This is a genomic window from Streptomyces sp. NPDC001156 (assembly GCF_053598275.1).
Map to the genome: position 1 here is coordinate 17,589 of NZ_JBSFJX010000010.1, position 20,128 is coordinate 37,716.

The following is a 20,128-nucleotide window of genomic DNA, read 5'->3' on the forward strand; positions in this document are numbered from 1 at the left end:
ATGTGCCTCTCCATGTGGTGAACCATTGGACTCATGAGGAGGAACCCATGCGCGGTGCGAAGAGCGCCAAATGGGTCGCGATAGCCGCGGTTGTGGCGCTGGGCGTGACCGCCTGTGGTGGTGGCGGCGGCGGAGACAAGGGCAGCGGCAACAAGGCCGCAGTCGATCCGAACGGCAAGTTCTCGGTCGAGGTGGGCGAGCCGCAGAACCCCCTGCAGCCGGCCAACACCATGGAGTCCAACGGCAGCATCGTCATCAAGTCGATCTTCTCCGGGCTCGTCGACTACGACGAGAGCGGCAAGATCGTCTACGTCAACGCCGAGTCTGTCGACTCCAAGGACAACAAGACCTTCACGGTCAAGCTGAAGCAGGGCTGGAAGTTCCACGACGGCACCCCGGTGACCGCCGACTCCTACGTCAAGGCGTGGAACTGGGCCGCGAACCCTGCCAACAAGCAGACCAACAGCTTCTGGTTCTCGGACATCCAGGGCTACGACGACGTCGCTCCGGCCAAGGGCAAGCCCAAGGCCGACACGATGTCCGGTCTGAAGGTCGTCGACGACAACACCTTCACGATCACGCTGTCCAAGCCGATCCCGTACTTCGTCTACAAGCTGGGCTACGAGGTCTTCGACCCGCTGCCGGAGTCCTTCTACAAGGACCCGAAGGCCGCGGGTGAGCACCCGATCGGCAACGGCCCTTACAAGTTCGTCAGCTGGCAGCACAAGAAGCAGATCGAGGTTGCCAAGTTCGACGGCTACAAGGGCCCGAACGCCGCCAAGAACGGTGGTGTGCTCTTCAAGAACTACACCAGCCTCGAGACGGCGTACGAGGACCTGAAGTCCGGCAACGTCGACGTGCTGCGTCAGATCGCCCCGAAGGACCTGCCCGTCTACAAGGCGGACCTCGGCGACCGCGCGGTGGACAAGGCGTACTCGGCGATCCAGACCATCGCCGTCGCCTACTACACCAAGCAGTGGAAGAACATCGACCCGAAGGTCATCCAGGGCCTGTCGATGGCGATCGACCGCGACACCATCACGAAGACCGTGCTCCAGGGCACCCGTGAGCCCGCCACCGGCTGGGTCGCCAAGGGTGTCCTCGGCTACCAGCCGAACGCGGCCGGTGACGTCACCACGTACAACCCGGCCAAGGCCAAGGAGCTCATCAAGGCCGGCGGCGGCGTTCCGGGCAACGCCATCTCCATCCAGTACAACGCCGACGGTGGCCACAAGGAGTGGGTGGAGGCGGTCTGCAACTCCATCACCAAGGCGACCGGCGTCAAGTGCACCGGCGACTCCAAGGCCGACTTCCAGGCTGACCTGAACGCGCGTGACGCGCACCAGGTCAAGTCGCTGTACCGCTCCGGCTGGGTGCTGGACTACCCGTTCAACTCCAACTTCATCCGCGACCTGTACGGCAGCAAGTCGGACGGCAACCAGGGCGGCTTCTCCAACAAGAAGATCGACCAGGAGATCGCCGCGGCCGACGCCGCCGGTTCGCTGGAGGAGTCGGAGCAGAAGTACCAGGCGATCGAGAAGCAGCTGGCCGACTACATGCCGAGCATTCCGCTCTGGTACTACAAGGTCAACGCGGGCTACTCGGACAAGGTCACCGGCGTCGCGTACGCGCAGGACGGCGACCCGATCCTGACCGGCGTTCAGGTCAAGAAGTAACCGCAATCAGACCGTTTGTCCCGGGGCGCGGTGGTACCGCGCCCCGGGGAACGGCAGTGGCTGGGGGGCCCTTTCCGCGCGCATCATTCAATGGTGCCCGCCGAAAGGGCCCGTTGGCTGCCGCTGTGACTGACATGGAGGCACGATGGGGCGCTACGTCGCACGACGACTGCTCCAGATGATCCCGGTGTTCATCGGGACAACCTTGCTGATCTTCCTCATGGTCTACGCGCTGCCCGGTGACCCCGTACGGGGGCTGTTCGGTGACAAGGGCGGCAGCCCGCAGGTGATTGCGCAACTGAGGCATCAGTACGGTCTGGACCAGCCGATCCTGGTCCAGTACTGGCACTACATGAAGAACATGATCCTGCATGGCGACTTCGGCACGCAGATCGCCAGTGGCCGGCCCGTCACGGACGTGCTCGGTGACGCGTTCCCCGTCACCCTGCGGCTCGGGGCGCTGGCGTTCGTGATCGAGTTCGTTCTGGGCATCGCCCTGGGCATCGTGGCCGGCCTGCGCGCCGGACGCGTCACGGACAACGCGATCCTGCTGGTCACCCTGCTGCTGATCTCGGTGCCGGTGTTCGTCCTCGGCTACATCCTCAAGGTTGTCTTCGCGTTCAACCTGAACTGGTTGCCGCCGAACGTCAATGACTCGACGAATATCAACGAGTTGTTGATGCCGGCCATTGTGCTGGCGACCGCGTCACTGGCGTATGTGACCCGGCTCACCCGTACGTCGATCGCCGAGAACCTGCGCGCCGACTACATCCGCACGGCCATCGCCAAGGGTCTGCCGAAGCGCCGTGTGGTGGGCGTCCACCTCATGCGCAACTCGCTGATCCCGGTGATCACCTACCTGGGTACCGACATCGGTGCCCTGATGGGCGGCGCCGTCGTCACCGAGGGTCTGTTCAACATCCAGGGTGTGGGAGGCACGATCTACCAGTCGATCGCGCGTCGCGAGGGCACCACGCTCGTCGGCCTGGTGACCATCCTCGTCATCGTGTACCTCCTCGCCAACCTGCTGGTCGACCTGCTCTACGCGGTCCTTGACCCGAGGATTCGCTATGCCTGACCTGACCAAGACCGTTCCTGAGAACGCGGCGGAGGAGGCGGCCGTCGCGGCGGCCGGCGGCCCGCTGCCCGAGCCCAGGCCGGAGAAGGCCCGCAGTCTGTGGGGCGACGCCTGGCGAGACCTGCGCCGCAGCTGGATCTTCATCGTCTCGTCGGTGCTGATCGTCATACTCCTGCTGATCACCTTCTTCCCGGGGTGGTTCACCGGAGTCGACCCCACCTCGGGCGACCTGGCCAAGCACTTCCTGCAGAAGCCCAAGCTGGGCGACATCGGCTCGCCGGACTGGCTGGGCTACGACCAGCAGGGCCGCAGCGTCTTCGCCCGTGTCATGTACGGCACCCGGGCCTCCATCGCCGTCGGCTTCGGCACCACCATCGCGGTGACGGTCGTGGGCGGCCTGGTCGGCATGATCGCCGGTTACTTCGGCGGCATTGTCGACTCGGTCCTGTCGCGACTGACCGACGTGTTCTTCGGTATCCCGTTCCTGCTCGGCACCATGGTCGTGCTCAACTCCTTCCAGAACCGCACGACCTGGGTCGTCATCGGCGCGCTGAGCTTCTTCGGCTGGACGCAGATCGCCCGTGTGATGCGCGGCGCGGTGATCACCACCAAGCAGGCCGACTATGTGCAGGCAGCCAAGGCGCTGGGCGCGAGCACCCCGCGCATCATGTTCCGGCACATCCTGCCGAACACCATGGCTCCGGTCATCGTCGTCGCCACCATCTCCCTCGGCATCTACATCTCCGCCGAGGCGACCCTGTCGTACCTGGGCCTCGGCCTGAACGGCGTGTCGTGGGGCAACGACATCTCGGACGGCGGCAACCAGATCCGCGTGGCGCAGTGGATCATGTTGTACCCGTCGATCATGCTCATCATCACTGTGCTGGCGTTCATCATGCTCGGTGAGGCGGTCCGCAACGCCCTCGACCCGAAGATGCGCTGAGGGAGGCGTACGTGACCACCATCGAAGAAGTCGTTCCCGTTCCCTCGCCGCGCGACGGCGGGACAGACGGCACCCCACTCCTCGAAGTGCGTGACCTGCACGTCGAGTTCCACACCCGTGAGGGCGTGGTCAGGGCCGTCAACGGTGTCAACTACAGCGTGAACGCCGGTGAGACGCTCGCGGTGCTCGGTGAGTCGGGCTCCGGCAAGTCCGTCACCGCCCAGGCGATCATGGGCATCCTCGACATGCCGCCGGCGAAGATCCCCCAGGGGGAGATCCGTTTCCGCGGCCAGGACATGCTGACCATGTCCGGCGAGGACCGCCGCAAGATCCGCGGCCAGCGGATCGCCATGATCTTCCAGGACGCGCTCAGCTCGCTGAACCCGGTGCTGAGCGTCGGGTACCAGCTCGGCGAGATGTTCCGGGTCCACCAGGGCCTGTCCAAGAAGGAAGCCAGGGCCAAGGCGATCGAGCTGATGGACCGGGTGAAGATCCCGGCCGCGGCCGCCCGCGTGGACGACTACCCGCACCAGTTCTCGGGCGGTATGCGTCAGCGCATCATGATCGCGATGGCGCTGGCCCTGGAGCCGGACCTGATCATCGCCGACGAGCCCACCACGGCCCTCGACGTGACGGTCCAGGCCCAGGTCATGGACCTGCTCGCGGAACTCCAGCGCGAGTACAACATGGGCCTGATCCTCATCACCCACGACCTCGGCGTCGTCGCCGACGTCGCCGACAAGATCGCCGTGATGTACGCGGGCCGGATCGTGGAGCGCGCCCCGGTCCACGAGCTGTACAAGCGTCCCGCGCACCCCTACACGCGGGGTCTGCTGGACTCGATCCCGCGCCTGGACCAGAAGGGCCAGGAGCTGTACGCGATCAAGGGTCTGCCGCCCAACCTGCTGCGCGTCCCGACCGGTTGTGCCTTCAACCCGCGCTGCCCCAAGGCCCAGGACGTGTGCCGTACCCAGGTCCCGGACCTGCTGCCGGTCACGGAGCAGGACGGCACCGAGCTGGTGGGCCGCGCATCGGCATGCCACTTCTGGAAGGAGACGATCCATGGCTGAGCTCAGCAAGACCGACGAGCCGCAGGACGCCACGCCGAACGTCTCCGAGGTGGACGTCGTCGACGCGCGCACCGAGGAGGAAGCGGTCCACGCGATCGAGGCCCCCGTCGAGCGCGGTGAGCCGATCCTGCAGGTCCGCAACCTGGTGAAGCACTTCCCGCTCACCCAGGGGATCCTGTTCAAGCGGCAGATCGGTGCCGTCAAGGCGGTCGACGGTGTCTCCTTCGACCTGCACCAGGGCGAGACCCTGGGCATCGTGGGCGAGTCCGGCTGCGGCAAGTCGACGGTGGCCAAGCTCCTGATGAACCTGGAGCGGGCCACCGCGGGCGAGATCTTCTACAAGGGCCAGGACGTCACCAAGCTGTCCGGACGCGCCCTGAAGGCCGTGCGCCGGAACATCCAGATGGTGTTCCAGGACCCGTACACCTCACTCAACCCCCGTATGACGGTGGGCGACATCATCGGCGAGCCCTTCGACATCCACCCCGAGGTGGCGCCGAAGGGCGACCGGCGGCGCAAGGTCCAGGAACTCCTGGACGTCGTCGGCCTCAACCCCGAGTACATCAACCGCTACCCGCACCAGTTCTCCGGCGGTCAGCGCCAGCGCATCGGCATCGCCCGCGGCCTCGCGCTCAACCCGGAGATCATCATCTGCGACGAGCCGGTCTCCGCACTGGACGTGTCCGTCCAGGCTCAGGTCATCAACCTGATGGAGCGACTGCAGGACGAGTTCAACCTCTCCTACATCTTCATCGCGCACGACCTGTCGATCGTCCGGCACATCTCGGACCGTGTGGGCGTGATGTACCTCGGCAAGATCGCCGAGATCGGCTCGGACGAGCAGATCTACGACCACCCGACGCACCCCTACACACAGGCGCTGCTCTCGGCGGTTCCCGTGCCGGACCCGGAGGCCCGCGAGCACCGCGAGCGGATCATCCTGACCGGTGACGTGCCGTCGCCGGCCAACCCGCCGTCCGGCTGCAGCTTCCGCACTCGCTGCTGGAAGGCGCAGGAGAGGTGCGCGTCGGAGGCTCCGCTCCTGGCGATTCCCGAGCGTTTCAAGGGCGCGGACTCGCCGGCGGCCCACGAGTCGGCCTGCCACTTCGCCGAGGAGAAGGACATCGTGCACGCCGCCTGACGGCTTCCCGGCCTCGGTTCGGTTCCCGGCACCTCGACGAGGTGCCGGGAACCGGCTTTTCCGGGCCCTGTACGGCCACCCTGCCCGCCTGGAAGGCCGGTGCGGCCCGGCCGTCCCGCCGTGCCCCGGTGCACGGCACCGAGCGGCCCGCTTCGGCGGCGGGGACGGGTCCGAGGCGGAACCGGTCGCCGGTGAAGGGCCACCGCCCATCACGTGGCGATGGCCGCCCGCGCCCAATGGCATGCCACCTGGCTCCCGGCGCCGCCCTCCAGGACCCCCGGATCCCGGCCCCGGCAGGCGTCCGCGACGCCCGCTCGTTCGGCCTCGCCGCTCGCCAGGACCTGGCAGCGGGCGTGGAAGCGACAACCACCGGGGATGCGGGAGGGGTCCGGCGGCTCGCCGGTCAGCACCACCGGGTCCCCCGGCGCCTCCGGCAGGACCGACAGCAGCGCCTGGGTGTAGGGATGCCGGGGCGCCGTCAGCACCTGCTCCACCTCACCCGTCTCCACGATCCGGCCCAGGTACATCACCGCCACCCGGTCGGCGACGTTCCACGCCAGGCCCAGATCGTGGGTCACCACGAGGGCGGCGAGGCCCAGTTCGGTGCGCAGGCGCAGCAGCAGCGCGAGGATCTCGCCCCGTACCGAGGCGTCGAGCGAGGCCACCGGCTCGTCGGCGACGATGAGCTCGGGCTCCAGTACGAGCGCGCCCGCGATCACCACACGCTGGCGCTGGCCTCCCGACAACTCGTGCGGGTAGCGCAGGAAGAACCGCTCGGGCGGCCTGAGTCCCGCCCTGGACAGGGCCTCGGCGACCGCGGCCCGCTCGTCCCCCGCGAACCCGTGGATGCGCAGCCCCTCGGCCACCGCGTCGAACACCGTGTGCCGCGGATTCAGCGACCCGCTCGGATCCTGGAGCACCAGCTGAACGCGCCTGCGGTAGGCCTTGAGCGCCCTCGATGTGTACGCAAGCGGCTTCCCGCCGAAGCCGACGTGCCCTGCCGTGGGCCGTACGAGGCCCAGCAGGGCCCGGGCCAGAGTCGTCTTGCCGCAGCCCGACTCGCCGACCAGCGCGACGATCTCCCCGGCGCGGATGTCGAGATCGACACCGTCCACGGCCCGGCTCGGCGCACCGCCGTGCCGGCCGGGGAAAGCCACGTGCAGCCCTTGGGCGCTGAGCAGGGGCGATGGTGAGGTCATACGGTGCTCCTCGCGTGCTCGGCCGTGTCCGCCACGTGCACACAGGCCGCTTGCCGGGCCTGCCCCGCCTCCCGCAGCGCCTGGTCCTGGGTGGCGCACAGGTCCAGGGCCACCGGACAGCGCGGATGGAAGACGCAGCCGGAGGGCAGCGCCGACGGGTCCGGAGGGTCACCGGCCAGTCCGCGCGGGGCGAACCGGGAGGCCGGGTCGCCGATGCGCGGGAACGCGGCCGACAGCGCCTTGCCGTACGGGTGGCGGGCGTCCTCGTAGACCGCCCGGCTGGGACCCTCTTCGACCACCCGGCCCGCGTACATCACCGCGAGCCTGTCGCAGGTGTCGGCGAGCACCGCCAGATCGTGGCTGATCATGATCAGGCCCAGATCCTGCTCGGCGACCAGCCGCCCGATCAGCCGCAGAATCTGCGCCTGGATCATCACGTCCAGGGCCGTGGTCGGTTCGTCGGCGATGACCAGTTGGGGGTCGCAGGCCAGCGCCATGGCGATCATGACCCGTTGGCGCTGACCGCCCGAGAGTTCGTGCGGATACGCCGTCGCCCGCGCCGCAGGCAGGCCCACCTGCTCCAGGAGTTCGCCCGCCCGCCTCCTGGCCGCGGCCGCGGTCGCCTTGCGGTGCAGCAGGATCGGCTCGGCGATCTGGTCGCCGACACGATGCACGGCGTTCAGCGAGTGCATCGCGCCCTGGAAGACGATCGAGGCGCCGGCCCAGCGGACCGCCCGCACCCGCCCCCAGCGCATCGCCAGCACGTCCTCGCCGTTCAGCAGGATCTCCCCGGTGATCCGCGTCCCGGACGGCAGCAGCCTGAGCAGTGCGAGCGCCAGCGTCGACTTGCCGCACCCCGACTCGCCCGCGACACCGAGCTTCTGCCCCGCCGCCAGCGACAGGTCCACGCCCCGCACCGCGGCTGCCCCGCCCGGATACGTCACTTCGAGGTTCCGGACCTCCAGCAGGGTCAACGGGCCACCCCCAGCCTCGGGTTGAGAACGGACTCCACGGCGCGGCCGCAGAGTGTGAACGCCAGCGCGACCACGGCGATGGTGATTCCCGGCGGCACCAGGTACCACCAGTCACCCGCGCTGATCGCACCCGCCTCGCGCGCGTCCTGGAGCAGCCCGCCCCATGACACGACTGTGGGATCACCCAGACCGAGGAAGGCGAGGGTCGCCTCGGCGAGGATCGACGAGGAGATCATCAGTGTGGTCTGCGCGAGCACGAGGGGCATCACGTTGGGCAGCACGTGCCGGACCATGATGTGCCGATGCCCGCCGCCCAGCGCCTTGGCGCGCTCGATGTAGGGCCGGGACTCCACCGCCAGCGTCTGGGCGCGCACGAGCCGGGCCGTGGTCGGCCAGGTCGTCACGCCGATCGCCAGGATCACCGTGCCGAGTGAGCGGGACATGACGGTGGCGAGCGCGATGGCGAGGACCAGCGTCGGCATCACCAGGAACCAGTCCGTGATCCGCATCATCACGGTGGCGTACGCACCGCGGAAGTGCCCGGCCGTGATCCCGACCAGTGTGCCGATCGCCACCGACAGCACGGCCGCGAGTAGCCCGACCAGCAGCGAGACGCGGGAACCCCACACCACAAGGCCCAGCACATCGCGCCCGTACCGGTCGGTGCCGAGGAGGAATTCCCCGCTCGGCGCCTCCAGCGGGTGTCCCGGCGCTCCGGTCACGCTGGACACGTCGGAGCCGACCGTCAACGGCGCGGTCAGCGCCAGGAGCGCGAAGACGACGAGCGCGGCCAGGCCCAGGAGTCCGGCGCGGTGGCTGCTGTACTGCTTCCAGAACCGGGCGGCGGAGGCGCGGCGGCGCTGCCGGGCGAGCGTCCGCGGACCGGCTTGCACCGCCGGGGGCGTCGTGTCGGTCGTCATCTGCCCACCCGGGGGTCGAGTAGTGGATAGACCAGGTCGGCGATCGTGTTCATCACGATCACCGCCGCGGCGAAGACGAAGAACAGTCCCTGGACGAGGGGGAGGTCCGGCACACTCAGTGCCTGGTAGAAGAGCCCGCCGAGCCCCGGCCAGGAGAACACCGTCTCCACGAGGATCACACCGGCGACGGTCCGGCCGAGGTTGACGAAGATCAACGTCACGGTCGGCAGCAGTGCGTTGGGCACCGCGTGCCTGCGCCTGACCAGGTCGTCCCTGAGGCCCTTGGCGCGTGCGGTGGTCAGATAATCGCTGCCCATCTCGTCGAGCAGTGCGGAGCGGGTGACCAGCAGCGTCTGCCCGTACTCCACGGCGACCAGCGTGATCACCGGAAGGACGAGGTGATGTGCGACGTCGACGACATGCGCGAGGCCCTCCTCGCCGCCCGACTCCATCCCCCCGGTGGGGAAGAGGCCGGGAATCGGACCCGTCCCCACCGCGAACACGATGATGAGCAGCAGACCCAGCCAGAACGAGGGCACCGAGTAGAGAGTCAGGGCCAGTCCTGTGTTCAGCCGGTCCCCGATCCGCCCGTGCCGCCACGCCGAGCGTGTCCCGAGGAAGATGCCCAGCGCGGTGTACAGCACGAACGCGGTGCCGGTGAGCAGGAGGGTGTTGGGCAGTGCCTCGGTGATCTTGTCGATCACCGGTGCCCGGAACTGGTACGAGGTGCCGAGGTCTCCGGTGAGTGCCTTGCCGCAGTAGTCCGTGAACTGCTGCCACAGCGGCAGGTCCAGTCCGAACTCCCGCCGGTAGGCGGCGAGTTGTTCTGCGGAGACCGGACGGCCACCCGTCATGAACTTGACCGGGTCGCCGGGGATCAGCCGGAAGAGGAAGAAACTGGTGACGAGGACGGCGAGCAGGGAGACGGCGGCCCCGCCCAGCTTCCCGGCCGCGTACTTGAGGTACGCGGCCCTGGTGCCCGTCCGCCGGCCTTGGCCGGACGGCCCGGCGGGAGCCGAGCCGTCCGGCTTCGCGACCGGCGCGGGTGCGGCGTCGGCGGTCATGAAGGTTCTGCCCGGTGGAGGGCGGCCCGATGAGGGGCCGGAGTGTTCTGTCGGATCATCGGCTACTCACGGTCCTCGGCGGTGGCGCGGCGGCGCAGGGCGAAGAACGCCCCGGCGCCGACGAGCACGACGACGCTGACGATGACGCCGATGAGGAGGCCTGACGAGTCGTCGCCGGAGGACTTGCCGGAGTCGGCCGGCACCGCCGACCACCAACTCCAGTAACCGTCCTGGCCGTAGATGTTGCCCGCCTTCTCCGGCATGGTGGTGATCGACGCGATCTGGTCCGTGCGGTAGGCCTCGACGGCGTTCGGGTAAGCCATGACGTTCATGTACCCAAGGTCGTACAGCCGCGATTCCATCTGCTTCACGACGTTCGCCCGTTTGGCGGAGTCGTACTCCGCCAACTGCTGCGCGTAGAGCTTGTCGTACGTCTTGTCGCAGATGAAGTTGTCGGTCGCGCCGGTGTCCTTCGGGGTGGCGGGAAGCGCCGCACAGGTGTGGATGGAGAGGACGAAGTCCGGGTCGGGGTTGACGGACCAGCCGTCGAAGGCGAGATCGTACTGGCCCGCGAGCCAGGGATCGGTCACATTGTCCAGGCAGTTGATCGTCACGCCGATGCCGAGCTTGCCCCACCACTCCTTGAGGTACTGGCCGACCGCCTTGTCGTTCGAGTCGGTGGCGTGGCACAGGACGCGGTAGTTCAACGGCTTGCCGTTCTTGCCGACGCGTTTGCCGTCGCTGTTCTTCTTGTAGCCCGCTTCGTCGAGGAGTTGGGCGGCCTTGGCCGGGTCGTAGGCGAGCTCCTGGCTTCCCGACGGCTGCCAGAAGTACGTCGAGAAGCGCGGCGGGATGTAGCCCTCGCCCTCGACGGCGTGGCCCTGGAAGACCTTGTCGATCAGGGTCTTGCGGTCGACCGCCATGAACAGCGCGTGCCGTACCCGCTGGTCCAGCAAGGACGGGTCGCCGTCACCGAACTTCTGGCCGTTCTTCGCCTGCGCGCCCGGATTGGTGGCGAGGGCGTAGAAGCGGCGGCCGGGGCCTTCGTTGACGTGGATGTTCTTCTCGCCCTTGAGGGAGGCCGCCTGGGCGGGTGTCAGGGAGGGCGAACCGGCGACGAAGGAGACCTCGCCCTTGCGCAGGGCCGCCACCGCCGCGTCCTGGTCCTTGTAGTACCGGAAGACGAGCTCATCGAACTTCGGCGCCCCGCGCCAGAAGCTCTTGTTGGCCTTCAGCCGCACGTAGCTGTCGGCCTTGTAGTCGGTGAGGACGAACGGCCCGTCGCCGACGATGGGGAAGCTCTTGTCGTTGTTGAACTTCGAGAAGTCCTTGACCTTCTCCCAGATGTGCTGGGGCACGATCGGCACGTCGAGTGCGGTCATCGTGGCCTGGGGCTTCTTCAGTTCGATGACGAGTTCGGTGGCACTCGGCGCGGTGACCTTCTTGAAGTTGCCGACGAAGCTGCCGTTGGCGGTGGCGGCTCCTTCGTCGGTCATCATCTTGTTGAACGTCCAGGCCGCGTCCCCGGCGGTGACCTGCGTGCCGTCCGACCACTTGGAGCCGGACCGGATGGTGTACGTCCAGGTCAGTTTGTCCGGTGAGGACGCCCACTTGGTGGCGAGGCCGGGGATGACATGGGCGTCCTTGGGGTCGTAGTTGGTCAGGTACTCGTACATCAGCCGGTGGATGCTCGTACTGACGAGGCGGCTCGCGAGGAAGGGGCTGAGCGAGTCGACGCTCTGCGCGACCGCGACGGTCAGGACCTTCTGATCGTTCGCCTCGGCCTGCTGAGGCGCCGGGGCGAGTGAGGTCGCGAAGGCGGCCGAGAGAGTCAGGGCGGCTGCCAGAATCCGCTGTGTACGGGGCCGTGTTCTGTGCGGGCGCGGGCGCCCCTTGCCGTGCTGGTCTTGCGTGCTCATCGATCCTGACCTCGCGTCATCTCTTGTACGGGGACGGCTCGCCGGACTGCTCGATCGGGCTGCAACGGGGACGGCTCAGGCTGAGTGAAGGTGTGTCTATCAGTGGCGGAATGCGCGCGTCAACGGCGCATGAATACCCTGTGGCCTGCGGAAATGGCACGCTGACGCACCTGGGGCGAGCCATTGGTCCACACCTGTGAAGCGTTGCAGGTGGACGCCTGACGGCGCGTCGGTCCTGGGCGAACGGCAGCACGGCGCCGTCGCGGTCGCCTGCGCCCGCCGGTTCCTCGCGGTCGAACGGAAGGGTGCGGGCGCCCCGCGCACCGGGCCTCGACGCCTTCTAGCCTGCGGCCCGTGCCACGGTGATGATCACGGGGCTGGTGGGCGTGAGGGGACCTCGTTCCCAGTCCCCGTACTGTTCGACGATGCGGAATCCCGCCTCCGTCAGGAAGCGGGAGAGGGAGTCGGGCCCGAGGAACCGCAGGGTGCCGCGGGCGACCCGCGGCCGGTCCCACCCGGTGCCCTCGAAGGTCGCGGTGAACGCCACCCGGTCCCCGGTCACCGGGGTTTGGACCTCATGCCGCAGGCTCACCGACCCGCCGTCGCCGTCGGCTGCTCCACGCACCCGGTCCGGCGTCCACGACTCCCAGGCCCGGGCAGCGGGGTTACGGGTCTCGAACACGAACCGTCCGTCCTCGGCGAGGGCTTCGCGGACGGCGGCGAGGCAGCTCCTCAGTTCCTCGTCCCCGAGGATCAGTTGGAAGGTGTCGCCGGTCATCACGACGAGATCGAAGGCGCCCCGCCGGCGATGGGACCGCAGATCCCCGAGCACCCACTCGAGACCGGGGGAGCGCCGCCGTGCCTGGACGAGCATCGCGGCCGCCGGGTCGAGCCCGCATAGCCGACCGTCGTGTCCCCTCTCCCGGGCCCGCGCGAGCAGCCTTCCCGTGCCGCAGCCGACGTCCAGGACGCTCCGCGAGGACATCACAAGTCCCAGATGGAAGTCATCACTCGGCCCCCACGGGTGGAGGGCGTCGTACAGCCCGGCGAGGGTGAGGTCGGAGTACGCGCGGTCGGCCATCGTGGCAGTTTCCCAGCTCCGGAGGACAGTGGTGCGGACTGTACGCGTTCTTTGTCGAACGGCAGCAGCACGGGGAAGTGACGCGTAATGTCGGGTGGGGAATGCGTCCCGGTACGCCGGACATTCCACGAACTGCCCGACGGCGCCGAGGGAGTCCGACCCGGACATGGCAGAGACGACATCGCTCGGCCCGGTCATCCGCACGATCACCTTCGACTGCACCGGTGACCCGTACGAACTAGGGCTGTTCTGGAGCACGTTGCTGGAACGCTCCCTCGCCGACGACGACAAGCCGGGCGACCCGGAAGCCGTGTTGCGCGACCCCGGGGGCGGTCCGACCCTCCTCTTCGTGCGTGTGCCCGAGGGCAAGTCCGCCAAGAACCGCGTCCATCTCGATCTGCGGCCCCGGGACCGTACCCGTGCGCAGGAGGTGGAACGCGCCCTGGCTCTGGGTGCCCGCCGGATCGCTGACCACACCCGCCCGGACGGCGGCGGTTGGGTGGTCCTCACCGACCCGAACGCGTCTAGCTAGCGGTTCTAACCCCCTGGTCAGCGCCTATGTGGCGGCTTTACGCAACGAAGTAGCCGCGGCCACTGACCACGTACACAAGACCCTCGCCCCGCAGGCTAGCCAGCGCGCGGGATGCCGTTGACTGGGACACGTCGAACTCGACGGCCAGCGCCACGGTCCCTGGTAGCCGTTCGCCAGGCCCATAGGTGCCAGCGCTGATACGGCGCCGGATCTCCTTGGCGAGTTGCGGCCAGTGAGGTTCAGCTCTGTTGATCTCCACCTAATCAGCCTGCGACAGTTTCACCTATTACGCTATCGAGGTAGTCAGTCACCGAGCTAGTCTGGTGAGACAAAAGAAAGCGCCCCTGAGAGTCCGGGCTAGAGGCCACTCAGGGGCTGAGCCGACTGAATAGGAGTCGACCTATGCGCAGCCTAATGGCGCTGATTCTCAGCGCCCTACTGCCTGCCCGTGGAAAGCGTCGGGCGCCAGCCATGCCGACACAGCCCCTCCCCCGTCCGCTCCCCGTGCCCCGCCTCGCACACCCGTCCGATGTAATCAGCGCTGACGGCATGCCGCTGGTTCGCCCGTACCTGGTCCACTGGGAGCGGCAGCGGGAACGGCTACGCCAGCGCGACAGGCGACGGGCGGCAGTGCTGGCGACCATGGGCCAGGACTACTCGGGGGTGTCGGCATGAGCGAGATGCGCAACCTCGGGTATGACGCTGTGTCAGGTAAGCAAATGTTCGCCGCAACGGAGCCTGGCAGCCCACTGGACAAAGCGTGTGACGTCGTCGCACTGGAGACGGCCACGGTGTGGCACAGCCTCGCGTCCGTCATGTGTGAATCAGCCGAACAGCTCAGCGCAGATGAGGCGAATTTCGTCCTTGCGCGCCTGGTGGAATCGCTCGGCGAGGTGCTGCCCATCGCTGCGCGAAGCGTCGCCGACAATCCCGCCGCAAACTTGCCCATCCATTGCGAAAGCGGGCGAGACATTGGCGCAGCGATGCGTGACATGAAGTCGTAACTGGACCTAGAAACGACTCAGAGCCTGGCTCAGGGGTGATCCCAGGGTCAGGCTCTGTTCGTGTCTCAGGCGGGCCAGGAAAGGTGCAGCGAGGGGAAACGGGCGTTCAGTCATTCCACTGGATCGGCAGCGCCCTTGGACAGGTTGCAGCCAGCGCAGGGCGGAAGCAGGTTCGCGCGGCTATGCTCGCCACCCTTGCCGAGCGGCTGTGTGTGTTCGTCGTGTTCGTGCGGGCCACCACAGAACACGCAGCCATAGGCGCCGATTTCATCCCAGTAGTCGAGCAACTCAGCGCGGGTCAATTCCTTTACCTGGGCGGCAGTCTTGAGGGTGTCAATCCCGCGACTGGCGGCTGACCGCGATCGACGGCATCACGTTTGACCTGCCCGACACGAAGGCGAACGTGGAGGCGTTCGGCCGTCCACCCCGCTCCGGGCGCGGTGAACAGGACGTCGGCTACCCGCAGTTGCGCATGGTCGACCTGGTGGAGTGCGGCACCCACGCCGTCTTCGATGCTGCGATCGGAGCTTTGCGCACCGGAGAGCAGGCTCTGGCCCGGGGGGTCCTGGTGTTGCTACGGCCGGGGATGCTGCTGGCCGACCGTGGCCTCTACGGCGTGGACCTGTGGCGCACAGCCGCGGCCACGGGGGCGGATCTGCTGTGGCGAGTCCGCAAAGACCTCATGCTGCTGGTGGTCGAGCAACTGCCGGACGGCTCGCATCTCACCGAGATCTTCGACCGCAGCGACATCCACCACACCCGCCGCGGGGTGCCAGTACGCGCGATGGAGTACACCATCGCCGGCCATGAGGGCGTCTACCGGCTCATCATCACGATCCTCGACCCGGACAAGGCCCCCGGCCGCGGAACTGGCTGCCCATTACGCCCAGCGATGGGAGTTCAAGCACGATTACCGCGAACTCAAGCACGGCCTGGGCCTGGACCACTTCGAAGGCCGCTCCTGGCCCGGCTGGCACCACCACGTCACCCTCGTGACCGCCGCCCACGCGCTTCTCACCGAACAACGTCTGGCCCCAAAGCACCCGAGCAGCACTCACCCTCTACCAGATCCTCGACGCTCTCAAGGACATCCTGAGGTGCTGGACCGGCATCTGCACCACCTGCCAACAACCCCTGCTCAGCAGACCACACACCACACCAAGATCAAGACAGACCTAATGGAGTCCTACTAGGTGTGCCGCCCGAAGAGCGCTTTGAAGAGGCCGGGTGTCTGTCGGGCGAGGTCGGTTCGGCAATCGGGACAGTGACGGCCGTCCGCAGGTGGGGCGTCGGGGTAGGTGACGCCGAACTGCCCTTGTTGGGGCAGTCCGCACCGCTCGCACGGTGCCGGCGGATGGGCCTTGTGGGATTCTGCCGTGCGTGGGTGGACCAGCTGGCGTGCGTCGGGGCCGTCGGTTGCGGGCTGGCCCCACGCAGACGCCCGGTGTTCCTGCTGCCGCTGTTCCTCGCGTCGGCGGCGAAGCTGTTCGTCTCCCTGGTGCCAGGCGTCGATGTCGTTCGGGTTGGTCAAGGCCATCTCGAGGGTCTCCCACTGGCCGTGCCCGCACCGCCACCAGACGGCGTCCAGCGGGCCGTGGGCCTGGAGGCGGCCGAGGGTAGTGAACAGCAGCGGTATGGCGTCGGCGTAGTCGTAGTAGCCGTCCTGCCCGTAGCTGCCCTTGTGGCGGTAGCTGCCCGACCAGATCGTGCGGGTCAGCTCCATCACCCGGTTCATGCGGTTCTTCAACGCCACCTTACCGAGACGGCTGCCGGGATTGAACACCACCGCGATGGGCGGGTATCCCTCACGGCCGGCCGCCGGATACAGGGTCCGCCATAGAGGAGTGTCGCGGCCTTGGTGGTCCTTGGCTTTCAGACGAAAGAAGCGAAGGTAGCGGTCGAACTTGCGCGCCAGCACATCGGCGCTCTCCGTGCAGTTGTCGACCTCCACCAGCAGCACCGGCACCCCCGCCTGTGGCGCGTGCAGGACCGCATCCGTCTGCACACTGGAGCGGTTCCGGCCCGCGCTGGGCAGATTGTGCGCCACCTCCGTCAACCACGACGCCACCGTCCCGACCCCCGCCCGCAGCTCCAGTGCCGCGGGCAAGGACGTCGTCGCGTCCGTCGCGTCGGCGGCCTCGGCTGCCGCGGCCTGGGAGCGGCGTACCGGGCGGGTGGGTTCGGGCGGGGTACGGGTGATCGCGATGATCGTCTCGTTGACGGCCATCGCGTGCGGGGCACCCGAGCGGCCCGCACCGCGCGCCGTACCCTCCATCTCGCTTGCGGGGCGGGCGAGGGCTTCGGCGGCGGCGTCCAGGCCGTGCGGGGTCAGGCCCCACAGCTTCTGCCCCTCGCGTGTACTGCCCTCGGAGAGGGTCAGTCCGTGCTTGGCGAGGTCCAGGCAGGCGTTGCGGACCGCCTTGTTGTCCTTATGCCCCGGACACGTCAGCCGGCGGATCTGATCGGCGGTGGCCACCTTCAGCACGCCGAGCGCGGCCAGGACGTGGCTGCGCACCGTGCTCGTGGATCCGTACGGGTACGTCTTCGAACCACCCAATGCCGCCCCGCCCCTCCCGCCGCTCGATTCCGTCCTGCGCAGACTCTTCTGCGCAGCTGCGCGGGCCGGCTGCTGCCGGACCGCAACACCACTGCGCAGCCGCCCGAACCCTCGCCCCGATCCGCACCCCAGCCTGCCACCCACCACAGACAACACACCCACATCTGCAGGCGGGAGAGGCAAGGGAAGAGGGTTGTCGGGGCGCGTGGTCGGGGCTGGTCAAGGGTGGTGACCTGCGGAAACCCAACGCTGCCTGTTGCGGGTGCGGGTAGGGGAGTTGGTAGGGGGAACGGCAGGGAGACCGGTAGGGGAAATGGAGGCTTGCCCGCCGCCAGGGCAGCACTCATCCGGTCAAGCGGGCATGAGCGCCATCTATATGCGACACGGAGCAGCACCATGGTGCTGAAGGTTGCGCAGCTGACGCACCGCAGTCGGCGACCGTACTGCGCAGCACGTCCGGCTGCGCAAGCCGCCACAGCACCGTGTTCGGTTCTATGGTCGGGGGCACCAGCAGGCCCCGACCACGGTAGTCAGGGAGTATCTCCGCGCCAGTCGAACCGGCGACCATCCGACCTGGGGGCATACAGAGCCCGACCACCGGGACCGTAGCGGCCTATCTCCGTGCGCAATGCGACACCCCGATCACACGCAGGCAAATCCGTGACATCCAAGGGCAGACCATCCAGCGGGTCGGCCACCAACTCCACATACATGCGCCCCTGCCGGGGCCCAGCATCCTCGTGGTCGGCCTCGTAGACCCGACCTCGCATGAACTCCAACTCATCCACACCCGACAGGCTCCCAGCCCCCACCGACAGCCTTGGCTGCTGCTTCGTTCGCTGCTCGCTGGCGCTCGGGGCTGGTCGTCTCATCCGTGAGGACAGACAGGCAAAGTGCGGACAGCGCGCGCAGTTGGTTGGTGTTCACGCGCGGTACCGAGCGATTCGATCGCAAACCCGCGTTGACCTCCTAGATAGGAGCGTTCGGAGATCCCGAAGGGAACGAGTTCTGTATGGAACGCGGGGACTGAGACCGCCTGCCCCACCCCGCCTGCGCAAGCGGCGGGGCTTTCATCGTGATGTACCCGTGCGCCCGTCAGGGGACCGACCCTTGACGGGCGTACCGCGTCTCACCCCGGGATCGATGCACGCCCACATGTGACCGTGCCACATCAAGATCGGCCGTGGGCCTGTCGGGGTGTGCCCGCCATCCGGATGACGTCCTGCTCCGACGGGTGGCGTGACTGAGTGATATGTCCGCTGAATGCTGATATGGACCGATAGCGGACAGCGCCCCGGCGCTGGAGGTACGGGGCACTCCGAGGAGGCACTCCCATGCGTGGAGCCAGGCGCGCGAGACGGGCGGCGGCAGTGGCCGCGGCAGCCCTCGCGGCGGCCGGCTGCGGTGGGGGTGCGGGCACGGGCAGTGAACCCGGGGTGTTCAGCGCCTCCTGGAGTGATCCGCAGAACCCGCTGGAGCCCGCCAACACCAACGAGGTCCAGGGCGGCAAGGTCCTCGACATGCTCTTCCGGGGGCTGAAGCGCTACAACCCGAGAACCGGCGCGGCCGAGAACATGCTCGCGGAAAAGATCGAGACCTCGGACTCGCAGAACTTCACCATCACCGTCAAGGACGGCTGGACGTTCAGCAACGGGGAGCCCGTCACCGCCAGGTCCTTCGTCGACGCCTGGAACTACGGCGCCGGCCTGAGGAACAACCAGAAGAACGCGTACTTCTTCGGATACATCGAGGGGTACGACAAGGTGCACCCGGAGACCGGCACGCAGACCGCCGACACCCTGTCCGGACTCGCGGTGACCGGCCCCCGCACCTTCACCGTGAGGCTCAACCAGAAGTTCTCGACGTTCCCGGACACCCTCGGCTATGTGGCCTTCTCCCCGCTGCCCCGGGCGTTCTTCGACCACCACGCGGCCTGGCTTAAGAAGCCGATCGGCAACGGTCCGTACCTGGTCAAGTCCTACACCAGGGGCTTCATGATGTCGCTCAGGACGTGGAACGGCTACCCAGGCGCGGACAAGGCGCAGAACAACGGGGTGGATCTGCAGGTCTACACCGACAGCAACACGGCCTACACCGACCTGCTGGCGGGGAACCTCGATCTAGTCGACGACGTGCCCGCCCCGCAACTCAAGTTCATCAAGTCCGATCTGCACGGCCGGTACATCAACACCCCGGCCGGCATCATCCAGACCCTCGCCTTCCCCTTCTACGACCCGAGATGGAGCAAGCCGGGGACGGAGAAGGTCCGCACGGGCCTGTCCATGGCGATCGACCGGAAACAGATCACGAACACCATCTTCCTGAAGACCCGTACACCGGCGAGCGACTGGACCTCCCCGGTGCTGGGCACGAAGGGCGGCTTCCAGGATGGTCTGTGCGGCGAGGCCTGCACCTACAACCCGGTCCGGGCCAAGCAGCTGATCCAGCAGGGCGGCGGGCTGCCCGGCGGCCAGATCAAGATCACCTACAACGCCGACTCCGGCTCGCACCGGCAGTGGGTGGACGCCGTGTGCAACGACATCAACAACGTCCTCGGCAACGACACGGCATGCGTCGGCAACCCGGTCGGCACCTTCGCCGACTTCCGCAACCAGATCGGCCGGCACAAGATGCAGGGCCCGTTCCGGGCCGGCTGGCAGATGGACTACCCGCTGATCCAGAACTTCCTGCAGCCGCTGTACTACACGGGCGCCTCGTCCAACGACGGCCAGTGGTCCAACAAGGGGTTCGACAAGCTCGTCGACCAGGCCAACGCGGAGAGCGACCAGGCCTCGGCCGTGAGGCTGTTCCAGCAGGCGGAGGGCGTCGTGCGAGACAACATGGCCGCCATCCCGCTCTGGTACCAGAACGGCAGCGCCGGCTATTCGGAGCGCCTCTCCCATGTGGCCCTCAACCCGTTCAGCGTCCCCGTCTACAACGAGATCAAGGTCGGCTGAGCCCACGGCTGCC

Annotated in this window: 20 protein-coding genes and 1 pseudogene; 11 read left to right on the plus strand and 10 right to left on the minus strand. The window is 67.7% G+C overall.

Annotation, left to right across the window (positions count from 1 at the left end; all coding sequences use genetic code 11):
- Positions 1–47 precede the first annotated feature (47 nt).
- From ACWDA7_RS07875 to ACWDA7_RS07895, 5 genes are all read left to right on the plus strand, one after another.
- Positions 48–1,676, plus strand: a complete 1,629-nt coding sequence (locus tag ACWDA7_RS07875) for a peptide ABC transporter substrate-binding protein (RefSeq protein WP_450603299.1) — start codon at positions 48–50, stop codon at positions 1,674–1,676.
- Positions 1,677–1,821: 145 nt separating this feature from the next.
- A complete protein-coding gene (locus ACWDA7_RS07880; protein WP_450603300.1) occupies positions 1,822–2,754 on the plus strand; it encodes an ABC transporter permease in 933 nt (310 codons plus the stop codon).
- Positions 2,747–3,697 (plus strand): ABC transporter permease, encoded by a 951-nt coding sequence (locus ACWDA7_RS07885; protein WP_450603301.1) that lies wholly within the window; start codon positions 2,747–2,749, stop codon positions 3,695–3,697. The genes ACWDA7_RS07880 and ACWDA7_RS07885 overlap by 8 nt, the downstream gene beginning before the upstream one ends.
- 11 nt (positions 3,698–3,708) lie before the next feature.
- Positions 3,709–4,767: an ABC transporter ATP-binding protein gene (locus ACWDA7_RS07890; protein WP_450603302.1), complete on the plus strand. Its 1,059-nt coding sequence runs from the start codon at positions 3,709–3,711 to the stop codon at positions 4,765–4,767.
- A complete protein-coding gene (locus tag ACWDA7_RS07895) occupies positions 4,760–5,908 on the plus strand; it encodes an ABC transporter ATP-binding protein (RefSeq protein ID WP_450603303.1) in 1,149 nt (382 codons plus the stop codon). Before ACWDA7_RS07890 ends, ACWDA7_RS07895 begins: the two co-directional genes overlap by 8 nt.
- Positions 5,909–6,117: 209 nt before the next feature.
- Here ACWDA7_RS07895 and ACWDA7_RS07900 read toward each other — a convergent pair whose 3' ends face one another.
- The 6 genes from ACWDA7_RS07900 to ACWDA7_RS07925 form a co-directional block, all read right to left on the minus strand.
- Complete coding sequence (locus tag ACWDA7_RS07900) at positions 6,118–7,107, minus strand: ABC transporter ATP-binding protein (protein WP_359396725.1); 990 nt, start codon at positions 7,105–7,107, stop codon at positions 6,118–6,120.
- Positions 7,104–8,081, minus strand: coding sequence for an ABC transporter ATP-binding protein (locus ACWDA7_RS07905; RefSeq protein WP_450603304.1), 978 nt, complete (start codon positions 8,079–8,081; stop codon positions 7,104–7,106). Before ACWDA7_RS07905 ends, ACWDA7_RS07900 begins: the two co-directional genes overlap by 4 nt.
- Positions 8,078–9,001: an ABC transporter permease gene (locus tag ACWDA7_RS07910; RefSeq protein ID WP_450603305.1), complete on the minus strand. Its 924-nt coding sequence runs from the start codon at positions 8,999–9,001 to the stop codon at positions 8,078–8,080. Before ACWDA7_RS07910 ends, ACWDA7_RS07905 begins: the two co-directional genes overlap by 4 nt.
- On the minus strand, positions 8,998–10,065 hold the full coding sequence (locus ACWDA7_RS07915) for an ABC transporter permease (RefSeq protein ID WP_450603306.1): 1,068 nt from the start codon (positions 10,063–10,065) through the stop codon (positions 8,998–9,000). Before ACWDA7_RS07915 ends, ACWDA7_RS07910 begins: the two co-directional genes overlap by 4 nt.
- 62 nt (positions 10,066–10,127) lie before the next feature.
- Positions 10,128–11,984 carry an ABC transporter substrate-binding protein gene (locus ACWDA7_RS07920; protein WP_450603307.1) on the minus strand — a complete coding sequence of 619 codons (1,857 nt, stop codon included), beginning with the start codon at positions 11,982–11,984 and terminating at the stop codon, positions 10,128–10,130.
- A gap of 340 nt (positions 11,985–12,324) precedes the next feature.
- Complete coding sequence (locus tag ACWDA7_RS07925; protein ID WP_450603308.1) at positions 12,325–13,065, minus strand: class I SAM-dependent methyltransferase; 741 nt, start codon at positions 13,063–13,065, stop codon at positions 12,325–12,327.
- A 166-nt stretch (positions 13,066–13,231) separates the two neighbouring features.
- Here ACWDA7_RS07925 and ACWDA7_RS07930 point away from each other — a divergent pair, with 166 nt between their 5' ends.
- Positions 13,232–13,597 (plus strand): VOC family protein, encoded by a 366-nt coding sequence (locus ACWDA7_RS07930; protein WP_450603309.1) that lies wholly within the window; start codon positions 13,232–13,234, stop codon positions 13,595–13,597.
- A 37-nt stretch (positions 13,598–13,634) separates the two neighbouring features.
- Here ACWDA7_RS07930 and ACWDA7_RS07935 read toward each other — a convergent pair whose 3' ends face one another.
- On the minus strand, positions 13,635–13,856 hold the full coding sequence (locus ACWDA7_RS07935) for a winged helix-turn-helix domain-containing protein (protein ID WP_450603310.1): 222 nt from the start codon (positions 13,854–13,856) through the stop codon (positions 13,635–13,637).
- Positions 13,857–14,146: 290 nt separating this feature from the next.
- Here ACWDA7_RS07935 and ACWDA7_RS07940 point away from each other — a divergent pair, with 290 nt between their 5' ends.
- Together ACWDA7_RS07940 and ACWDA7_RS07945 are read left to right on the plus strand one after the other, a co-directional pair.
- On the plus strand, positions 14,147–14,272 hold the full coding sequence (locus ACWDA7_RS07940; protein WP_450603311.1) for a hypothetical protein: 126 nt from the start codon (positions 14,147–14,149) through the stop codon (positions 14,270–14,272).
- Positions 14,269–14,601: a hypothetical protein gene (locus ACWDA7_RS07945; RefSeq protein WP_450603312.1), complete on the plus strand. Its 333-nt coding sequence runs from the start codon at positions 14,269–14,271 to the stop codon at positions 14,599–14,601. The genes ACWDA7_RS07940 and ACWDA7_RS07945 overlap by 4 nt, the downstream gene beginning before the upstream one ends.
- Positions 14,602–14,711: 110 nt before the next feature.
- Here the strand turns inward: ACWDA7_RS07945 and ACWDA7_RS07950 are convergent, their stop codons facing one another.
- On the minus strand, positions 14,712–14,849 hold the full coding sequence (locus tag ACWDA7_RS07950) for an HNH endonuclease (protein ID WP_450603378.1): 138 nt from the start codon (positions 14,847–14,849) through the stop codon (positions 14,712–14,714).
- Between ACWDA7_RS07950 and ACWDA7_RS07955 the strand changes: the two genes are divergently transcribed.
- Both ACWDA7_RS07955 and ACWDA7_RS07960 read left to right on the plus strand, forming a co-directional pair.
- The gene (locus ACWDA7_RS07955) at positions 14,784–14,957 is read left to right on the plus strand and encodes a hypothetical protein (RefSeq protein WP_450603382.1); all 174 of its coding nucleotides are present in this window, start codon (positions 14,784–14,786) and stop codon (positions 14,955–14,957) included. The two genes, ACWDA7_RS07950 and ACWDA7_RS07955, sit on opposite strands and share 66 nt — an antisense overlap.
- A 534-nt stretch (positions 14,958–15,491) precedes the next feature.
- A pseudogene (locus ACWDA7_RS07960) lies at positions 15,492–15,697 on the plus strand (IS701 family transposase); the annotation flags it as partial.
- A 93-nt stretch (positions 15,698–15,790) separates the two neighbouring features.
- On the opposite strand, the gene ACWDA7_RS07965 reads toward ACWDA7_RS07960, so the two are convergent.
- The gene (locus ACWDA7_RS07965; RefSeq protein ID WP_450603313.1) at positions 15,791–17,158 is read right to left on the minus strand and encodes a replication-relaxation family protein; all 1,368 of its coding nucleotides are present in this window, start codon (positions 17,156–17,158) and stop codon (positions 15,791–15,793) included.
- A gap of 530 nt (positions 17,159–17,688) precedes the next feature.
- Positions 17,689–17,946, minus strand: a complete 258-nt coding sequence (locus ACWDA7_RS07970; protein WP_450603314.1) for a hypothetical protein — start codon at positions 17,944–17,946, stop codon at positions 17,689–17,691.
- 546 nt (positions 17,947–18,492) lie between these two features.
- Here ACWDA7_RS07970 and ACWDA7_RS07975 point away from each other — a divergent pair.
- Positions 18,493–20,115: a peptide ABC transporter substrate-binding protein gene (locus tag ACWDA7_RS07975; protein ID WP_450603315.1), complete on the plus strand. Its 1,623-nt coding sequence runs from the start codon at positions 18,493–18,495 to the stop codon at positions 20,113–20,115.
- Positions 20,116–20,128: the final 13 nt, after the last annotated feature.